Raw genomic sequence first — 19,461 nt, 5'->3', positions numbered from 1 at the left:
TAATGCTCTTTTATTCTTGGCAAATATAACGATAAGGCGATATTAGCAAACAACTTTGCTAGTTAAGCAGTCTCGGTCTGTCTACCTGCTACCAACTGCTTACCGCACTTCACCAGTAGACGCTGTACCACATGTGAGCGATATTCACGGCTGGCTCTGACATCAGTCATAGGCGTAACGTCTGCAGACAAGACTTGTGCTGCTTGCTCAAAACTCGCAATTTTAGCCGCTTGTCCAATAAGCGCTTGCTGACAGGTTGTGGCTAATAACGGTATGGCAGCCATGCCACCAAGTCCAAGCTTTGCATTCTCTATCGTCATGCCATCTGCTGATACATCGATTCGCGCCGCCAATAGACACGCTGAAATATCATCCTCATAACGTTTGCTAATTTTATGAATAAATAAGTGCTGATTGTCATGCATCAGAGGAATATGGATAGCGACTACGTAACTGCCTGCTTGCAGTTTGGTCTTTTTATAATCTAAGAAAAATTCTGATAAAGGTATGATTTCATCTATATAAATCGAATCGCTATTATCTAAATCGTTACCTGATTCTTCACGATTAGGCGCGCAATGACGCAGATGAATTGACGCATCTAACGCCAATAAAATCGGTGGTAAATCACCAATCGGTGATGCGTTGGCTATATTGCCGCCGATGGTGCCCATATTACGGATTTGTGGAGAGGCGATACGCTCAAACACTTGCGCAAAGCTTGGAAAATACTGCTCAAGCACAGGTAACATCTGCTGATAGCTCATGCCAGCGCCCAGTACTAGTGATTGGTTAGAAGCTTGCTCGTTATCTGACTCTTCATTGCTTGAGTCAGACTTTGCGTCAAGTAATGACCATGACTTTAGTGCCTCAACACCTGAAAGCTGGATAATGACCTCGTGATCAACCAAATGCTGGGTTACACTTAATCCCAAATCCGTACCGCCTGCCCAAATCGTTGCCTGTGGATTGGTTGCTAATACTTGATTAAGCTCACCTAGTGACTTGGGCATATATAACTGTCGCCCAGCATCACTGATTACAGGGGCAATCGCTTTCGACTCTTCATTCTTTAATTCGACGTTATCTAGCACGTTTTCAGATACTGCTGATTCTTTTGTACTACGCATCGCGTCTGTGGCTAGACTGATAGTCAAGTCTTTCACCGCTGAATGCTCCGCCTCTCTCTGCTGACCGATATCACTCATCAATAGGCCCGCCTCGATAATCGGACGATAACCTGTACAGCGGCATAGATTGCCAGAGATTGAAGCAACCACCTCATCATAGCTTAATTGCTTGGTATCGTTCTGACTTGCTGTCTCTTGACTTGTCTGCATACGATTGTTTTCGTAAACACAAGCCAGCGACATCACAAACCCAGGCGTACAAAAGCCGCACTGTGATCCGTGACATTCAACCATCGCTTGCTGTGCTGGATGCAATAGCGCTCGTTCTGGATGATGTTCTGGATTATCTGCTAAATAAGAAGCCGTCATCAGATGATGACCATCCATAAGCGACACTAGCGTAATGCAGGAGTTGACTGTATAGAACGGTGGCGTCACATTTTTTTCGTCGCCATTTTCATCATTGAGCGTTGGCTGGCTAGCACTAGGCAGGCGCTGAACCATCACAGTACAGGCACCGCAATCACCACTACCACAGCCTTCCTTCGTATCCGTTTGGCCTTCGTGCAATCGTAGATACTCAAGCACCGTCGTATTAGGGTTAAGCTGGGTTAGCTCGTGGCGTTTCCCATTTAAGTAAAAACTAATCATAGCAAGACTCGGCTAAAATAAAATAATGAAGATAAGCATAAGGCTTAAGGAATTTGACGGCTTAAATGCTGAACGTAAGCACTTGGTTTGCATCATGCGGCAACCGTTTAAGTACGGTTATTCTGTTTTATAACTTTTAAAGTATTCGCTGTTTTGTTTGCTAATACATTCTTAAGAGATAAAAAAATCAGCACAACGCACTTTTTATATCAGGTAAATCGGTTGCAAATATGAGCATTCATCGAACAAATTTGTTAGAAAACTCGTACTATAGGATACTTGACTATTTGGTCAGCTTTAAACATATTATCACTATTCTTATTTATAACACAACCCGTTAAAATGCCTATAGATACTATCCAATAGTTGGCAAATAATTAGTGAATAACTTCAATCTAAAGAAATAGCTACACGTTTTGTAGATTTTATTCATTGCTCAGCAACTCAAAACCAGGCGCTGTTTTTATAAATATTTCTAATTTTATACATGACAAATCAAACGAAGCGTTAGATAAGCCATACTATAAACAGCGAGATAGCATACTTAAAAACAGTGTCAAATACATGTATCGCCTTTAAACTGCTATGAACAGCTGATTTTTATATATAATGTCTGCAAATAAGCCCGACTCTTCACTACTATTATTTCTAATGATGGATAATCGTGACATATCGTTGGGCTAAAATCGTTTTTGAGATATTACTATGAAGTCATTTGTCTTTACTTATTTGCTAGTAGCAACGATGCTGGTAGGAGGTTGTCAATCGTTTCAATTCGTTGACAGTCCTATCCCCGTGAAGCCCGCCCCTACTAAGCTTGTTGCTCCATAAAAAGCCTAGCGCTTAATGGCACTTATCGTTCAATAAAAATTGGCGCAAAAAAAAGCAGACATCAATAATGTCTGCTTTTTTATTCGATCGCTCTGTCGGTTCTAGCTGTTTTTATAGCTTAGCATCAGCTGGTTGATGCTTAATAATCGTTTTGGCCAGATGATCACCAAACCAAATAGCAGTATCAATATCGCCCGAACCTGGTGTCTCTTCAGGTGGGCCATCAAGCGACTGAGTCATTAGACCCAAAAAGCTAGATAGACGATTTAAGTCGTGAGCCTCATGACCTGTCGGCATCAATGGCAGACCAATCCAATTCATACCATGTTGCATCGCATATAGAGAAATCTGCTGCAATACAGCAAGTTTATCACCGCTCAGACCGCCTGAATTGGCAAACGCTGCTGCCCACTTGCCTTCCCATTTACGATGATACCAACGCTTAGAAGTCTCATCCATAAAGGTTTTAAATTCAGCCGTCACACTGCCCATATACACTGCACTACCAAAAACCAGCAAATCTGCCTGATCTAAATAATCCCAATCAACATCATACACATCGACAGCCTTGGCTTGCGCTTCTGGCAATTGCTGATGCGCACCTTGTACTATCGCCTCAGCGACACGCTTGGTATGACCATAATTACTGTGGAAAATAACGGCGATTGAGACATTAGGCGCGTTATCAGTAGGTGTAGAGGTGTCAGACGATTTAGCAGGTGTATTCATACGTACTCTAATAATAAATAATTGGTTGAATATAAAACTTACAAAATATTGGATACTTAGCCACAGTCGATAGCTAGTGACTTCACTTTCACTGATAAGTACTTATCGATAGCTCAAGCTCTTAAGCTTTCAGGCGATACAATAGAATCGAGCCGAGCAACGTTTCTTTGAGTCAATTTAACTGGTAAAAACATCAATAATGATAGAGCAATCGCATAGTCTTTAATTGCACTGTCTTTAATTACATAGTCTCTATACGTCAGCGTATACATACCAGTATATATGCGACGACCTTCATTGAATTCAAGTCCATTGTATCAGACGTATTTTGTTTTTAAGTTATTTATTAAAGTCTGACTAATTAGAGCACATATACTTTATATAAATGGGTAAGTCGCGTTAACTGTTGAAATAGTAAAAACCACTCTGCAATAACTAATAAACCTATAATTATCAGCACTATAGACAACTATTAATATAAGGTCATATACACAGCAGTCCATTTATTCCATATAATCATATACTAATTCTACTTTTTCTAACCACTTCGTATTTACATTAATGACAATAGGATTATGATGTAACGCTTCTTACTGCTTAAACAAATTAACAGAAATACAGTTTCCAATTCTGCAAACCTGCGCAACTATACTCATATAAATTCTTATAAAAATGATATCTGATAACATCATCGGATAAGGAAGCTATTACCTTGACTACTCTCGTTCAACCTGTAAACGACACAAAAGATCCTATCATTAGAGATGATCTGGCCCTAAATGCACCGCAAAAACCCTTGATTATGGGTGGTGGCATCGTAGGATTAATAGTGCTTGCGTATCTATTAGCCACTCAACATATCTCTCAATCATTGCTACTTGGCATAGGTCTTTTGTTAGGCTATACCCTTTTTCATGCCCGCTTTGGCTTTACCTCTGCTTTTAGACGTATGATGGCAGTAGGTAACGGTCAAGCGATGCGCTCTCACATGCTGATGCTGGCAGTTGCTGTTACGCTATTTGCGCCAATCCTTGCTTATGGCACGACACTATTTGGCGGTCCTGTCGCAGGTTATGTCGCGCCATTAGGGGTTAGTCTAGTCGTAGGCGCATTTGTATTTGGTATCGGCATGCAGCTTGGTGGCGGCTGTGCCTCTGGTACGCTCTATGCGGTAGGCGGTGGACGCTCTGTTATGTTCATCACCTTTATTTTCTTCATAGTGGGCGCCACGATTGGTGCTTATCACTTGCCATTCTGGACAGAAGAGATGCCCGCTTATGCGCCTTTCTCTTTGGCAACTTCTACAGGTCTTGGTTATACAGGTGCATGGCTACTGTCGCTTGCCATATTCGGCATTATTGCATGGGTAACATTAGTCGTTGAGAAAAAAAGAAACGCACCAAAGATGGCACCCGTACCTTCTGAGTTTGGCTGGAAACGAATCTTTCGTGGTTCTTGGCCGCTATTTGCTGCTGCAATCGTCTTAGCTTTACTTAACGGTCTGACATTACTTACACGTGGTCAACCGTGGGGCATTACGTCAGCATTTACATTATGGGGCTCTAAAATTGCAAGCGGCTTTGGCATGGATGTGGCTAGCTGGGGCTATTGGCAAGGGGCTAATGCAGCAGCGCTTGAAGCTTCTATCTTTGCTGACTCAACCACTGTATTAAATATCGGCATTATCATTGGCGCGTTTATCGCCTCTGCTGCGGGTGGCTTGTTCAAGTTTACTAAGATTACTGCAGGTAACTTTGCAGCATCAGTCATTGGCGGCTTGATGATGGGATATGGCGCACGTCTCGCGTTCGGTTGTAATATCGGTGCTTACTTCGGTGGTATCGCCTCTTTTAGCTTACATGGCTATATCTGGGGCATACTGGCAATGGCAGGTACGTTCTTGGCACTATATTTACGTCCTCTATTTGGCCTGTCAGTACCAAAATCTAGCGACTCCGTTTGCTAATACATATGTTGTAACAATGCAGGTTTGGTACTTAATCCGTACTTAATCGGTACTTAAATAAAAAAACAGCAGAATAATCTGCTGTTTTTTTATTGTTTATCACTTTGTTTCCACTACCCATTATTATATAGTCAAAGAAATCTAAAACAGCTACAAGGCAGCCGACCGTAGATTGTACATATAGTACATCTAGGGAGGGTAACACCGTAGCGGTTTAGTAGTTCGCTGACTACAAAGCTGCTAACGACGGACGATGACTAGTGCCATCCGACCTGTTGCAGGTTGCTGCATATGAGTCTGACGGCGATACGAGTAATAGTGAGTATCTGCGTAACTACAGTCAATAGGTAAATCATTTACAACTGTAGCACCAGCAGCTTCTAACTGCATGGCAGCAAGCTTCGGTAAATCCAACTTTATTTTTTCATCATGAGATGATATAGAAAATAGCGACACAAAGTCATCGATATGCTTCTTTGACAACGTCTGGTTGGCTATACACCCAGCCAATAGCTTATCGCGAACGTCTACATTTACTTCATAATTTTCCTGACTGATACACACTCCTATCCAAGCTTGTATAGGGCCTGAATCAGTAAAGCGATTAACAGTCTCTGGTATCACACCGCAGGCCAATCCTTGCCAGCCTGCATGAATCGCTGCGATTTTTCCACTGGTTGGCTGATATAATACGATAGGCACACAGTCCGCCGTCATGATTGCCAGACCGCGACCACTTTGTTGACTGACCATCGCATCAGCAGACATTGGCGCCATATTCAGCGTAGTAGCATCGACATCATGAATATGTTTGCCATGAACCTGACTGACCCAATGTAAGCGATTAATAGCCGCATGCTGCTCATTTTGTGCAGAATTATCTGTCAGTTGCTCATTGATAGCAGCTAATAGATTCATGCGGTTATCTAATACTTGCAGTGCATTATCATTGACATGCAGACCTAAATTCAGCTCACCGTAATTTGACTGACCCGCATACCCTGTACGCTGGTTTTTAGCAGCAGAGTCATCAATATCATCATGCACAAAAGCAGCCGTCTGAAAAACGGCCACATCATCAATTTGCGCAATCATTCTCATCGGGAACGTGTTCATCATGGCTGCTCGCTTTCACCTCTCATCTAGTAAACGTTAGCGTTTACTCTTCATAATAACCGTCGCTCAGTACTGCCATCAGTTTTTGCATATCTTCAGGTAGTGGTGTCGTTACTTCAATGTCTTCACCTGTCGTCGGATGCACGAATCCTAACGTATAGGCATGCAGTGCTTGGCGCGGGAAATTATTAATAGCTTGACGCTGAGCTTCTGTTAATCCAGAGCGCAACTGACGACGGCCACCATAGACACGGTCACCGACTAGTGGATAAGTAATGTGACTTAGATGCACACGAATTTGATGCGTACGTCCAGTCTCAAGCCCGACATCTAGCAGACAGTAGCTTTCGTTCAATGGTGTGACATTTAGTAGATGCGTTACCGCTTCTCGGCCAGCGGTCATCACCGTCATCTTAGTACGCTGGTTGCGATGTCGACCAATCGGTGCATCGATACGACGATGACGAGATAAGCTTGCTTGGTCCCCTGCTACGACACACTTATAGTGACGATAAACAGACTTGTCTTTTAGTTGTTCCATCAGTGCCATCTGAGCAGGTTTGGTTTTGCCAATCAATAGCAATCCAGAGGTGTCTTTATCAATACGGTGTACGAGACCTGCACGCGGTAAATGATGCTGCTGAGGATAGTGATATAGCAATGCATTGACCAAAGTGCCGTTTTGATTACCTGCGCCAGGATGAACCACCATACCGACAGGTTTGTTGATTACCAATACGTCGTCATCTTCATAGACAACATCGATATCTATATTTTCTGGCTGGTCTTCACCATGCTGCTGTAACGTCGTTGATAGATGCAATACATCATCTGCTTTGACACGGACTTTCGGTTTTTGAACACTGCCGTTATAGAGCAGACTACCATCAGTAATCCAGTTCTGGAGTTGCACCCGCGAAAAGTCCGAAAACGCTTGTGAGGCGACCTTATCAATACGCAGACCAGCTTGATCTTCTGTGACCACATGCGTCATATCTACAATCACTGGTACAGCTTGACCCGCTACTGGAGCTTCATCGTCGTCGCCGTCCATATCGCTGTCATCAACATCATTATCATCAATGTCGCTATCGTTCAGATCGTTACCATTATCGATGAGCATCTCTTCATTATCAAGAGCATCATCATGCACTTGCTCACTCATCATTGATTGATTATCAGGTAGCTCATTATTGTTCAAAACATCATTTGGCATTGGTGACTCTTGTGCTGATGAATCAGTATCTAGCGATTGATTCGGTGATAAATTGGTAGTCATGGCATCATTATTCATAGCGGATTGATACATTGATACGTGGCAAAGCCCCTGACAGTGTTTTGTGAGGTGACTTCGAAGATAGTATTATAAATAGCAGTATAAAAAATTGTCGTTTTTTGATTATCGTTTTTTGCCTATAAATGGCAGATAACAACCTTCAAGATACAAAAAAGCAAAGACAATACCGCTCTAGTGTATCATGTCGCACGCATAAGCCCTATAGAAGCTGCATGCTATCTGTTGATTTTTGAGCGTTCCTTTGGGCTGTAAGATGCCTCGCTTAACTCTCTAGAACATGACATTGCTGTAATTTACTGTATATTTACTCATGCTAGCGACATTCGATATCGCTCGTGACAGCCGCTCATGTTAAACTGCCTATACAATATAGATGGCGAAAAAATAGACGTAGCAAATGTTATTCTATAAAGTATAGCCATGTTTTGCTGTATGCTATGGCACTGTATGCGAATGCCGTATTTAGATACAGTTTGAAAATGGCATTGGGGTTTGTTGACTGTGTTTGCCATTTAAACCGTTTGACTATGGCTAAATACATGTGGTCTATCACAGGCTTACTATACAAGCATTATGTATCAGACCCAATCTATCAGTACAATACGTCATAACAAAAACTGCATTCGATAAAAAATTTTTGCTGGTGGATCGCTGACTATTTAGCGTCGTTTTTTATCACTAACCTTTTATATAGCATGATAGCGCCGCTGCTATTATGCGCCTTGTGTCGGAGAAGAAGTATGCAAGCTGTTGGCAATACGTTTATCAAACTGTCCTCAATAACCCTACTGGCGCTTAGCGTCAATCTAGTGGGTTGCCAGACTTTTAAAAATCTAACTGGCGCCAAAGATGGTGAGGCAGTAGAAACAGCTGAAAAATCAGAGCAAGGGTATTATAACGAGGCCGTCAATCAGATTGACAAAGGTCACTATATCCAAGGTATCGAAGAGCTGACCAATCTGCGTACATTCTACCCAACCGGACAGTACGCTGAGCAAGCCTTGCTTGACATGATGTATGCACAATACGAAGGCGATAAGTATGAGATGGCAGCAGCAAGTGCTGAGCAGTTTATCCGTCTCTACCCATCTAACCCACAAGTCAGCTACGCCTACTATGTGCGCGGTGTGGCCAATATGGAAGGTTCATCTGAAAGCCTAAAGTTATTTAAGCTGAACCAAGCTGAGCGTGATACTGCGTATTTGCGTATTGCCTTTGCCAACTTCCAAGAGCTTATCAATAAATATCCAAACAGCCCGTATGCACCAGATGCCGCTCAGCGTATGACGTTCATCTACAATCAGTTTGCTGAGAGCGAAATGAGCGCAGCCAATTGGTATATCGAGCGTGAAGCTTATGTAGCAGCGGTTAACCGTGCCAAATGGGTATTTCAGTATTACCCACTTAGTGAGTCAACGCCAGATGCTCTTGCGGTATTAGCATATAGCCATGAAAAACTGGGTCTAACCGATTTGGCCAATGAGTACAAAACGCTATTGCAGATCAACTACCCAGAGATGCTAACCAGCAACGGTAGTGTGAAATTAAGCACCAAACGTGACCGTACTTGGCTCAATAAGATTACCTTTGGCAAGCTTGGTCGTTCGAACACAACTGACAAATCAGTCGCGTCTGGCGAGTATAACGGCGCAACCAAGACACAAATGATTCGTAATGCGGCCCAGTTGAGACTAGCAGGGACTAACACGACGCCTGCCAATACTCCAGTCACCAATAATACTGCTGCACGTAATGGTATTAGTGTGGGCTTAGGTCTGCCTGAAGCATCAGCTGAGCGCGTGACCAGTCAATCAAGTACTGGCTCAACTGCAAGAGAAGCCAACGTCGATCCACTAAATACCAATCCAACACGCCGCACTACGCTAAATGACGACAGTATGAGTGATATGGATAATAATTGATTACGTGAAGTCTTTCAGCCTAGCTAACACAGTCTGTATTCATTGAGAATAAGGTCAACATTATGTTGGCCTTATTTTTCTAGCAGTACCTTATTACCTCTGCCCCAACATAATCGACCTATGGTAAACTGTTTTTTGTATGAGCATTCCTAACCATATTCTTGAACAATTAAATAGCCAAGCTGACCTGATCAGCATCATTGGTAAACACACCACGCTTAAACGCGCTGGTAGTGAATATAAAGGCTGCTGCCCTTTTCACGGTGAAAAATCGCCTTCCTTTTATGTCAATCCACAAAAAAACATCTATCACTGCTTCGGCTGTAGCGTCGGTGGCAATGCCATCAGTTTTTTGCGTGATTATGAAAATTTGACATTTATTGAAGCGGTCAATGAACTATCAAAACAAACAGGCATTGAAGTACCCAAAGAAGAACAGCAAAACGTTAGTTATCAACGTCGCGCACCCAAACCTATTGCACCGCCGCCAGTGCATAATGTGCCTAGCCCAACTGTAGAACATAACAAAGTAGGTCAAGACGGTACGAATAAAGACAACCATCAAAATAATCGTCAAGACAGTCATCAAAACAATGTTGCCCAAAGTGACCAAAACTACATAGACCAGCCCAGTTACGATGACAATCAGGGCTACGAGAATTTCCCACCGTTAGAGGCGTATGATTCAGCGTCCTATTCGATGGACTCGTATTCCTCAGAGCCGTATTTGCCAAACCATGCAGATGACAGTGGCTATCCACCAGGATGGCTGACAGATACCGATACTAGCACTGGTATGCATGACGCTCATGGTATTGAGCAAAGCGATGATAAAGATGGCAATCTATATGAGCTGCTAGAGCAAATCCAGCAATTCTATCAGCATAACCTGACCACGCATCCTCATGCCAAGCATTACTTTTTATCGCGCGGTATCACTGAAGACATCTTTGAAACCTTTGGTCTTGGCTATGCACCATTTGGTTGGCAGCATCTTGAGCATCAATTTCCGCAGGATATTGAGGGTCTAAAAGCTTTAGGATTGGTACGTCAGTCAGAGTCTGGCCGCGACTACGATCTATTGCGCGACCGAGTCATCTTCCCAATCCGTGACAACCAAGGCCGCACTATTGGCTTTGGTGGTCGGGCACTCGATGACGAAGTAAAGCCTAAATATATCAACTCCTCAGACTCGCCCGTCTTTCATAAGCAGCATATACTGTATGGCTATTATGAATCACGTCAGCAGCGCGCAGACAGCTGGCTGGTGGTCGAAGGCTATATGGATGTGATCGCCCTTTATCAAGCAGGTATCTATGGGGCTATCGCCTCGATGGGTACAGCGATTAATGAAAGCCAAATATCGCGGTTACTGACACTCAATCCAACGCTTACCTTGAGCTTTGATGGAGATAGCGCAGGACAAAAAGCCGCTTGGCGTACACTTGAAGTTGCGCTGCCTGTATTGGCCGATGATAAAGAGTTGCGGTTTTTAACCCTGCCTAACAATCATGATCCTGACACTTTTATTAAGAGTCAGGGCAGCGATGCCATGCGTGAGCAAATCGCTAATGCCATGCCGCTATCGCAGTATATTTTTGCGTATTTGAGTGAACGTTATGACATGAGTCTGGCTGAAGGCAAAGCCAAGCTCATGTCCCAAGTACGCTCGTTGACGACCGCCTTACCCAAAGGCAGTAGCTTTCGCTATTTGCTCAACAATGACGTTTATCAAAAGCTTGGCGGCAGGCGCAGTCAGAATGTCGAGGCCAAAGATGCGCTGCTAGACTTTGATGGTGATATGACCATCAGTCAGCAATTGCAGCTTTGCTTTTTGTTTCAGCCGCGCGCGTTAATCGACGACCCTATTGAGTCGATTTGGCAACAGTCAGGGATTAATGGCTTACACCTACCTGCTCATATCAAACAAAAAGCATCGCCTGATACGCTACGTCCTCTTGCCTGGGAAGACTTGCAAGATGCTGCTCTGCTAGACATCGTAAGCACTATTAAGCGCTGTCTTAATTACCTACCAAAAGACGTCAACGCAGCGGCGCATTTCATTTTATCAAACGTAAAGCCTGCGACTCAAGACATGCTTAGCCGCAATTGGGGCGGCTTCTATAAAGCGCTAACCGCACGCAATATTTTGGGGCTTGATGGCCTAATCGAAGAGCTAGTCAGCCAGCTGCTTGAGCGCAACATGAAGAAGAAAATACAAGAGCTGATACAGAACCCTGATCATATTAAGCTTGCGATCGTCCGTAAACAAACCCAATTATTAAATGATTGGCTACGCGCACAGCAGGCAGAGCAATCGGCACAGATGGTCACGGTGCAGTCTTAATTTTTAATTTCAAATGTTGACCCTTTAAAAGTCTAGCAGCTGCCCCCACTACTAATGATTATGCCCAGTAGCATGAGTCGCTTCTAAATCATTTAGCTGATAGCAAATAATCAGTAAAAAATGGTCGGTAGCTATCACTAGCTCGTGCTTGACGACTGTGGTCTGTGTTAAACTGTGTCGCTGTATATTGACAGCACTGCTTGGTGAATGATTGTGAGCATGCATCGTTAAGCACAAATTTTAGGTATTATTTTTACGTATCCGCTTTTAGATACTATTTTTTAAGTACTGTATTTTTTTAAGTACCATATTGAAGTCTTTTTAGCTTTTTTAATTTTTAGCTGTTTATCAGCATTGTTATTGTAGTGTTTTGAGCCTTTATTCATATCAACTCATTTTTGATATTATTGACAACCTCTACGCCATATTTTGATCAATCGATTGATAAGATCAACGCAAAGAGCGAGCGATAGCGAGTCACAATATAAAAATGTCCGATGCAAGTAAGCGAGTATTTATGAACGATAAGTCAGTTTCTAAGTCCACATCTCAACTGGCCACCTTAATCCAAATGGGCAAAGAGCAAGGGTATCTTACCTACGCTGAGGTGAATGACCAGCTGCCCGACTCTATTACCGAAAGCGATCAGATCGAAGACATTGTGCAAATGCTGACCGATGTCGGTATCAAAATCTTTGAATCAGCTCCTGATGCCGATGACATCTTGATGAACGATGATTCAAGTGATGACGATATGGCAGCAGATGAGGCAGCGGCAGTACTCGCCTCTGTTGAAACTGAGCCTGGTCGTACCACTGACCCTGTACGTATGTATATGCGTGAAATGGGTACGGTTGACCTACTGACTCGCGAAGGCGAAATTGCCATTGCTAAGCGTATCGAAGAAGGTATTCGTGATGTACAGCATGCCATGTCTTACTGGCCTGGTACCGTACAGTTTGTCCTTGATGAGTACCAAAAAGTACAAGACGGCGAAAAAAAGCTATCTGACGTCATCACTGGTTTCTTAGATCCTGAAACCGAAGAAGACAAAATCGCTGCCCAAGAAGCAAAAGAAGCAGCGAAAGAAGAGCGTGAGCGCATTAAAGAAGAAAAAGAAAACCCACCGGTTATCAAAGCCAAGGTCAATGCGAAAGCAGCTGCGCTTGATGATGATGATGAAGACGAAGATGACGTTGAAGACGAAGCTGAAGAAGAAACCAGCGGTCTTGATCCAGAAGAAGTTCGTTTACGTCTAGAAGAGATTGAGCATCTATTCATTAAAGCCAAGCAAGCCTTGCTTGATTATGGCCGTGGTAGCGTACAGGCTGATACCGCGTATGCCCTACTTGCTGAACGCTTTATGATGTTGAAGCTAAATAACCGCTTGTCAGATCAAGTTATGGCTATTATGCATGACGTCTATGATGACGTGCGTAAGCAAGAGCGTCAAATCATGCGTTTGGTGATTCGCCGTGGTCGTATGCCGCGTGAAGAGTTCCGTAAGACTTTCCCTAGCAATGAAACCAACGTTGATTGGTTGATTGAACGTATCAAAGGTAAGCCTGCATTTGCTGGTACGCTAGAAAAAGTTACTGATGACGTCATTTTACTACAACGTCGTATCCGTGATTATGAGCAGCAGCTCGACATGAAAATCCATGATATGAAAGATGTGGCACGTCGTATGGCGGTTGGTGAAGCAAAAGCTCGCCGCGCGAAAAAAGAGATGGTTGAAGCTAACCTACGTCTGGTTATCTCTATCGCGAAGAAATATACCAACCGTGGTCTACAGTTCTTGGATCTTATCCAAGAAGGTAACATTGGTCTGATGAAAGCCGTTGATAAGTTCGAATATCGCCGTGGTTATAAGTTCTCGACCTATGCTACTTGGTGGATTCGTCAGGCGATTACCCGCTCTATCGCTGACCAAGCGCGCACCATTCGTATCCCTGTGCATATGATTGAGACGATCAACAAAATCAACCGCGTCTCACGTCAGTTGCTACAGGAAATGGGGCGCGAGCCAACGCCTGAGGAATTAGGCGAACGCTTAGAGATGGACGAAGTTAAAGTCCGTAAAGTCCTGAAGATTGCTAAAGAACCTATCTCTATGGAAACCCCTATCGGTGATGATGAAGATTCGCACCTAGGTGATTTTATCGAAGATGGTACGATTTCAAGCCCTGTTGATGATGCGACTGCTGCTGGTCTGCAAGAAGCGACGCGTGATGTATTGGGTAACCTGACTGAACGTGAAGCGCGTGTCTTGAAAATGCGTTTCGGTATCGATATGCCAACCGATCATACTCTAGAAGAAGTCGGTAAACAGTTCGATGTAACGCGTGAGCGTATTCGTCAGATTGAGGCAAAAGCATTACGTAAATTGCGTCATCCATCACGTTCTGAGCACTTGCGCTCTTTCCTTGAAAATGACTAATTTCTCAGAGAAATACTGAGCCTAGTTAATAGGTTTTCGATGATCGCTAAAAATAAAAAAGCTGAGTATATCTCAGCTTTTTTTGTGCCTGCTTTTTAATTCTAGAAATTATTAATTACTGTGTTTATTAATTACAAAGCTCCATAATTGCATAGCCTCCTAGTCATAGATCTCTTTAACCCAAGCGCTCCTTATTCAATGTACACCCCTATTTTCTTTACCTTCTACTACCTTCTTTCATTAAAAATTATCTAATTATAGACACAGACTATTCTTCAAGAACCACTTTATAGTTGACACTATCAACCTTATTCTATATAGTTGCTTCTATCAACTATATCAAAGAGTTTTTATGTCTAACAATTCATTGAGCGAAACACTACATCAATTAATGCATACCTATACCAACCTACTGCTGGAAGGCATTCGTCAGCAAGGGGTAGAGTTGTCCGTGACCAATATCAGAACCTTAAAAGGTGTCTGCTATAACCCGAATAGCACTGCGCTATCGATCTCTAAACACATGCAGCGAGACAAAGCGCAAATCACTCGTGCCTTAAATGACCTATTGGCGGCTGAGCTAATATTAAAGACAGACAACCCGCTTGATGGTCGTAGCCAATTACTACAGCTGACCCCTAAAGGCGAAGAGGTTATGACAAAGCTTGATGCAGCAGAAGAATGGACAAGACAGCAATTAACGAAAGATTTAAGCCTCGTAGAGCTTGCGTTATTTTTCCGTGTCAGTCGCACCATGATAGACAACGTTAGCAGCAGCAAGACTACCGATAAATAAGTAAGGACAAATCCATATGAATAACACAATAAATCAAAAACCCGTACGCGAAATCATGACCGTTGCTCACAAGCAAATGATTACTCCGCACTACATCCGTATATACCTCACAGGCCAAGCAGATACTATTGCCAATATCGCGACTATGACAGTTGGTGCAAACAATAAAGTGCTTGTTCCCGTCGATAAAGCTCAACCAATTGATCTAAATGACAATACTACATTCGTTGTCCGCACTTATACTCACCGCGGCGCTGATGTAGCAAAACAACAGATCTGGATTGATTTTGTTGCTCATGGTGATGAGGCGCCTGCTTCAGGCTGGGCCACTCATGCTGAGGTTGGCGACGAGGTTGGTATCTTAATGAAGCCTAAAACCAAAGCGCTTTGTCCCGATGCAGATAATTTTCTACTGATTGGCGATGCCACAGCGATACCAGTGCTAGGTTCAATATTAGAAAGCTTGCCTGCCAGTGCGACTGGTCAGTGCATCATCGAAGTACACGGTGCGGAAGATGAGCAAGAATTGCCGACAGCAGCCAATATCACCATGACATGGTTACACAACCCAGATCCAACGCAAGGCAGTCAATTAATCGACACAGTAAAATCTCTTGATTTGCCAACTGCAGAGCAGAGCCGTTTTGCTTATATCGCTAGCGAATTCTCATCTGTCAAAGCCCTACGCCATTACCTAAAGGTCGAGCAACAGTGGTCTAAGGATGAGCTATATGCCTTTTCTTACTGGAAAGCAGGTGTTGCAGAAGATCAATCTGTAAGCGATCGACAAGCAGAAAAAAACACCGACTAATTAATTGCTCTTTATGATAGGAAAATAACGATGCCGGCAAATACCGAGACCCTGCTCATTGATGGTAATAAAAATAGTGGCGCTAAGAATGATGGCACTAAAAAAACACCGTTGCTCTACAAAGTGTTATTAATACTTGTCTTAATGACTGTCATAGGTGGTCTCTTAACAGGTGTGATGACCTATATGAATGTCGGATACTCCGATACATTTTTTATAGATTGGTCTAGAGCGCTACTTGCAGCGTATGCGATCATGCCGATTGGCTTTTTACTGATGGGTCTGGTCACAAAATTTATTAATCATAAGTTACCTAATACCAAAGCGTACAAGCGCAATCTCATTACAGGTATATTGATGGCTTGTATAATGGAGTCTATGTTGGCCTTTAGTACTGCCTCAAAGACGATTGGTTTTGCCAATCAAACAGCCTTTTTAAATGGCTGGTTAGAAGGATTTATAGTTGCATTACCAGTAGGATTGACGTTAATGGTCATTGTCTCTATGACTATTAGACCAAAAATTGAGGCATTTCTAAAAAGCTAAGATATCACGACGATGCTTATTAGTTTTTTTGGTACACGACCGCGACGCTAACCAGATTAATAAAAAAGCTCAATAAAATTGAAAAACATAAAGCATTAAGGGCGTGTTGAATATTCAACACGCCCTTGTCATGTCAGAAGCTTTCTAATACTATTTTACTGCTGGTTATGTCAAAACTCACGTGTATTTAATAAGTCAGTCGTAACAACGTTTAGTGTTAAGTTCGATTTGAAACAATCTTTTTTTACCCGTCATATATTGTTACTATTCGACAATATTCCGATGACTAGACAGTACAACTGTCATAATTAATCTAGTTTTGGCTGTATACTCTACTGTTATAGAAACGTATAGTCAGAATACAAACGCTAGTTATAAGCTGTATGCTACTAGTAGCCGTTTATTTGTATATGGTTGACAGATTGGTAGTAAACAAATACTACTACGCTTTAGTGTTTATACTCATAATGAGTAAGCTAAAAATCTAATGTTCCACTCTGACAGTTGTTGATTATTAACTAGGTATCGATATCACACATTTTATGAATACAGAAAACATAATATCTGCACTTAACAACCCCATGCGTCGTCAAATCATAAAGTGGTTGAAGGACAGGTCGAACTTTCCAGCGTCATTACCAGAGCATGCTAATTTGGATGGGGTATGCGTCAGCTACATCCAAGAAAAAGCTGGATTGTCGCAATCAACCATTTCAAACTATATGGGTGTGTTAAAAAAAGCAGGATTGGTTACGTCCGAACGCCATGGACAATGGACGTTTTATCAGCGTCATGAAGCTAATATCGAAGCATTTCTCAATGAAGTTGAAAAAGAGCTGTTGAAGCTTTAAAAATTTCTCATAATCTATAGAGCTATTTTTCTTTGTTACAAAACATCTAGATATTTCAATATAACGATTAACTATCTCCATACCGCATCATCCAAACCAGTTACTTCTTCCCTTCTAGCTACCCCTTTCTCTTCTGCCATACTATTAGCTTGTAAAAACTTTATCCATAATGGAATATAGTCTCCTAATCAGGTTTTAATTTGCATAAAAAAAGCCGAGATACACTCAGCTTTTTTATATTTGTGAATATGACACTATTGATACATAGCTAATTTAATGCGCGCCTAAGCTTTGCTCAGCATCTGGCTTAGCATGCACACCGAAATTGTCTATCATCGCTTGGCTCGCCTCGTTCAAACCGATGAGCTCTACCTCAGTGCCTTCGCGGCGAAATTTAATAATCACTTTATCTATGGCGGCGACTGCTGTCACGTCCCAAAAATGCGCGCGCGACACGTCAATGACCACGTTAGAGACAGATTCTTTAATATCAAAGGAATCAATCATACGCTCTGCTGATGAAAAAAATACTTGTCCATCAACTTGATAATAACGCGTTTGCGCTGCTTCATCCATGTGACTATGCACACTCATATAGCGCTCAATCTTATTGGCAAAGAACAGTGCTGACAGCAGCACGCCAATCAATACGCCATAGGCCAAGTTATGCGTCGCGACTACCACAGCAACGGTCGTAATCATAACCACATTACTTTGCAACGGCTTGGTTTTTAGTTCTTTAAAAGAGCCCCAGTTAAAAGTACCGATAGATACCATAATCATCACAGCGACCAATGCAGCCATTGGAATAATCTTTAGCCAATCGCTTAAGAACACTACCATCAATAATAAAAACACGCCTGCCACTAAGGTAGAAAGACGTGTATAACCGCCTGATTTGACGTTGATGATCGACTGGCCAATCATCGCACAGCCTGCCATCCCGCCAAAAAAGCCACTAACCACATTGGCAATACCTTGGCCTTTACACTCTTGCGTACGGTCGCCTTTGGTATCAGTCAAATCATCTACGATCGTCATGGTCATCATAGACTCAAGCAAGCCAACTATCGCCAGACTAATAGAGTACGGGAAAATAATAATCAATGTATCTAAGTTCAACGGGATATCAGGTATCAAAAACATCGGCAGGGTATCAGGCAGCTGACCCATATCATTGATGGTTCGAGCCTCTGTACCTAATAAGATGGCTATAGCCGTGACCAGTACAATACTGATCAATGGCGATGGAATCACTTTACCGATCTTTGGAATATATGGATAGCCATAGATAACGACGAGACCTAGCGCCACAAGACCGTATACGTGTACTAGATTTGAACCTGCCTGCGGCATCAGCTCAGGAACCTGTGACATAAAAATCAAAATAGCCAAGGCATTGATAAAGCCGAGCACTACGGATTGCGATACATATTTCATCAAATTCCCCAGCTTTAAGAAGCCAAAGACAATCTGTATAACACCTGTCAGCACACTGGCTGCTAACAAATACTGCAATCCATAGTCTTTGACCAGCGTCACCATTAGTAGCGCCATCGCACCCGTCGCCGCCGAAATCATCGCTGGACGACCGCCAACAAACGCAATCACTACTGCGATACAAAATGAGGCATAAAGCCCTACTTGGGGATCGACACCAGCAATGATAGAAAACGCAATCGCTTCAGGAATAAGCGCCAAAGCGACGACCATGCCAGCCAAGACATCGCCTCTCACATTGGATAGCCAATGCTCTTTAATTGTATTTAACATATTTAACTCAGTTTTGGGGAACTGCTATAGTCTGTCAATAAACGAGGTATCTGATAGTTATTTGGAAAGTATCCAATGGTTACTTAGGAAATATCTAAAAAGTAGTTAAAAACCCGCTCACATCAAAAGTCTGACACATCTCTATCTAGGTACATTGCCCAGTGCTTATCAAATGATAAATATAAAAATGTGAACGATCATAGTTAGCGAGTTATCGTCATAACTTACTTTTAGTGGGGTAATCTTTACGATCCA

13 protein-coding genes are annotated in these 19,461 nt (G+C 42.6%); 8 read left to right on the top strand and 5 right to left on the bottom strand.

What is annotated here, in order from left to right:
• Window positions 1-62 precede the first annotated feature (62 nt).
• Window positions 63-1,781, bottom strand: a complete 1,719-nt coding sequence (locus V6252_RS01975; RefSeq protein ID WP_341609051.1) for a xanthine dehydrogenase small subunit — start codon at window positions 1,779-1,781, stop codon at window positions 63-65.
• 942 nt (window positions 1,782-2,723) lie between these two features.
• Complete coding sequence (locus V6252_RS01970; protein WP_114701015.1) at window positions 2,724-3,341, bottom strand: flavodoxin family protein; 618 nt, start codon at window positions 3,339-3,341, stop codon at window positions 2,724-2,726.
• Between the two features lie 712 nt (window positions 3,342-4,053).
• Here V6252_RS01970 and V6252_RS01965 point away from each other — a divergent pair.
• The gene (locus V6252_RS01965; protein ID WP_341609050.1) at window positions 4,054-5,307 is read left to right on the top strand and encodes a YeeE/YedE family protein; all 1,254 of its coding nucleotides are present in this window, start codon (window positions 4,054-4,056) and stop codon (window positions 5,305-5,307) included.
• 240 nt (window positions 5,308-5,547) lie between these two features.
• Here V6252_RS01965 and V6252_RS01960 read toward each other — a convergent pair whose 3' ends face one another.
• Window positions 5,548-6,426 carry a polyphenol oxidase family protein gene (locus tag V6252_RS01960; RefSeq protein ID WP_341609049.1) on the bottom strand — a complete coding sequence of 293 codons (879 nt, stop codon included), beginning with the start codon at window positions 6,424-6,426 and terminating at the stop codon, window positions 5,548-5,550.
• Between the two features lie 40 nt (window positions 6,427-6,466).
• Complete coding sequence (locus V6252_RS01955) at window positions 6,467-7,702, bottom strand: RluA family pseudouridine synthase (RefSeq protein WP_341609048.1); 1,236 nt, start codon at window positions 7,700-7,702, stop codon at window positions 6,467-6,469.
• A 758-nt stretch (window positions 7,703-8,460) separates the two neighbouring features.
• Here V6252_RS01955 and V6252_RS01950 point away from each other — a divergent pair.
• The 7 genes from V6252_RS01950 to V6252_RS01920 all read left to right on the top strand — a co-directional run bounded on the left by V6252_RS01950 (window position 8,461) and on the right by V6252_RS01920 (window position 17,433).
• On the top strand, window positions 8,461-9,642 hold the full coding sequence (locus V6252_RS01950; RefSeq protein ID WP_341609047.1) for an outer membrane protein assembly factor BamD: 1,182 nt from the start codon (window positions 8,461-8,463) through the stop codon (window positions 9,640-9,642).
• 139 nt (window positions 9,643-9,781) lie between these two features.
• Window positions 9,782-11,989 carry a DNA primase gene (locus V6252_RS01945; protein ID WP_341609046.1) on the top strand — a complete coding sequence of 736 codons (2,208 nt, stop codon included), beginning with the start codon at window positions 9,782-9,784 and terminating at the stop codon, window positions 11,987-11,989.
• A 517-nt stretch (window positions 11,990-12,506) separates the two neighbouring features.
• Complete coding sequence (gene rpoD, locus V6252_RS01940) at window positions 12,507-14,429, top strand: RNA polymerase sigma factor RpoD (protein ID WP_191115137.1); 1,923 nt, start codon at window positions 12,507-12,509, stop codon at window positions 14,427-14,429.
• Between the two features lie 352 nt (window positions 14,430-14,781).
• Window positions 14,782-15,225, top strand: a complete 444-nt coding sequence (locus V6252_RS01935) for a MarR family winged helix-turn-helix transcriptional regulator (protein ID WP_201547344.1) — start codon at window positions 14,782-14,784, stop codon at window positions 15,223-15,225.
• 16 nt (window positions 15,226-15,241) lie between these two features.
• Complete coding sequence (locus V6252_RS01930; RefSeq protein ID WP_341609045.1) at window positions 15,242-16,036, top strand: siderophore-interacting protein; 795 nt, start codon at window positions 15,242-15,244, stop codon at window positions 16,034-16,036.
• A gap of 30 nt (window positions 16,037-16,066) precedes the next feature.
• Window positions 16,067-16,582: a DUF2798 domain-containing protein gene (locus tag V6252_RS01925; RefSeq protein WP_341609044.1), complete on the top strand. Its 516-nt coding sequence runs from the start codon at window positions 16,067-16,069 to the stop codon at window positions 16,580-16,582.
• A 542-nt stretch (window positions 16,583-17,124) separates the two neighbouring features.
• A complete protein-coding gene (locus tag V6252_RS01920) occupies window positions 17,125-17,433 on the top strand; it encodes an ArsR/SmtB family transcription factor (RefSeq protein WP_101204781.1) in 309 nt (102 codons plus the stop codon).
• A 273-nt stretch (window positions 17,434-17,706) separates the two neighbouring features.
• Here the strand turns inward: V6252_RS01920 and V6252_RS01915 are convergent, their stop codons facing one another.
• Window positions 17,707-19,206: a SulP family inorganic anion transporter gene (locus V6252_RS01915; protein ID WP_341609043.1), complete on the bottom strand. Its 1,500-nt coding sequence runs from the start codon at window positions 19,204-19,206 to the stop codon at window positions 17,707-17,709.
• Window positions 19,207-19,461 lie beyond the last annotated feature (255 nt).

The organism is Psychrobacter proteolyticus (assembly GCF_038155145.1).
GTDB lineage: Bacteria > Pseudomonadota > Gammaproteobacteria > Pseudomonadales > Moraxellaceae > Psychrobacter > Psychrobacter proteolyticus_B.
The sequence above is the reverse complement of the archived record's forward strand: the minus strand, read 5'-3'. Positions and strand labels throughout refer to the sequence as shown.

Bases quoted from the DNA above. Each gene is read 5' to 3' on its own strand.
- V6252_RS01975 (WP_341609051.1), bottom strand. From the start codon at position 1,781: ATGATTAGTTTTTACTTAAATGGGAAACGCCACGAGCTAACCCAGCTT.
- V6252_RS01970 (WP_114701015.1), bottom strand. From the start codon at position 3,341: ATGAATACACCTGCTAAATCGTCTGACACCTCTACACCTACTGATAAC.
- V6252_RS01960 (WP_341609049.1), bottom strand. From the start codon at position 6,426: ATGATGAACACGTTCCCGATGAGAATGATTGCGCAAATTGATGATGTG.
- V6252_RS01955 (WP_341609048.1), bottom strand. From the start codon at position 7,702: ATGACTACCAATTTATCACCGAATCAATCGCTAGATACTGATTCATCA.
- V6252_RS01950 (WP_341609047.1), top strand. From the start codon at position 8,461: ATGCAAGCTGTTGGCAATACGTTTATCAAACTGTCCTCAATAACCCTA.
- V6252_RS01945 (WP_341609046.1), top strand. From the start codon at position 9,782: ATGAGCATTCCTAACCATATTCTTGAACAATTAAATAGCCAAGCTGAC.
- rpoD (WP_191115137.1), top strand. From the start codon at position 12,507: ATGAACGATAAGTCAGTTTCTAAGTCCACATCTCAACTGGCCACCTTA.
- V6252_RS01935 (WP_201547344.1), top strand. From the start codon at position 14,782: ATGTCTAACAATTCATTGAGCGAAACACTACATCAATTAATGCATACC.
- V6252_RS01930 (WP_341609045.1), top strand. From the start codon at position 15,242: ATGAATAACACAATAAATCAAAAACCCGTACGCGAAATCATGACCGTT.
- V6252_RS01925 (WP_341609044.1), top strand. From the start codon at position 16,067: ATGCCGGCAAATACCGAGACCCTGCTCATTGATGGTAATAAAAATAGT.
- V6252_RS01920 (WP_101204781.1), top strand. From the start codon at position 17,125: ATGAATACAGAAAACATAATATCTGCACTTAACAACCCCATGCGTCGT.
- V6252_RS01915 (WP_341609043.1), bottom strand. From the start codon at position 19,206: ATGTTAAATACAATTAAAGAGCATTGGCTATCCAATGTGAGAGGCGAT.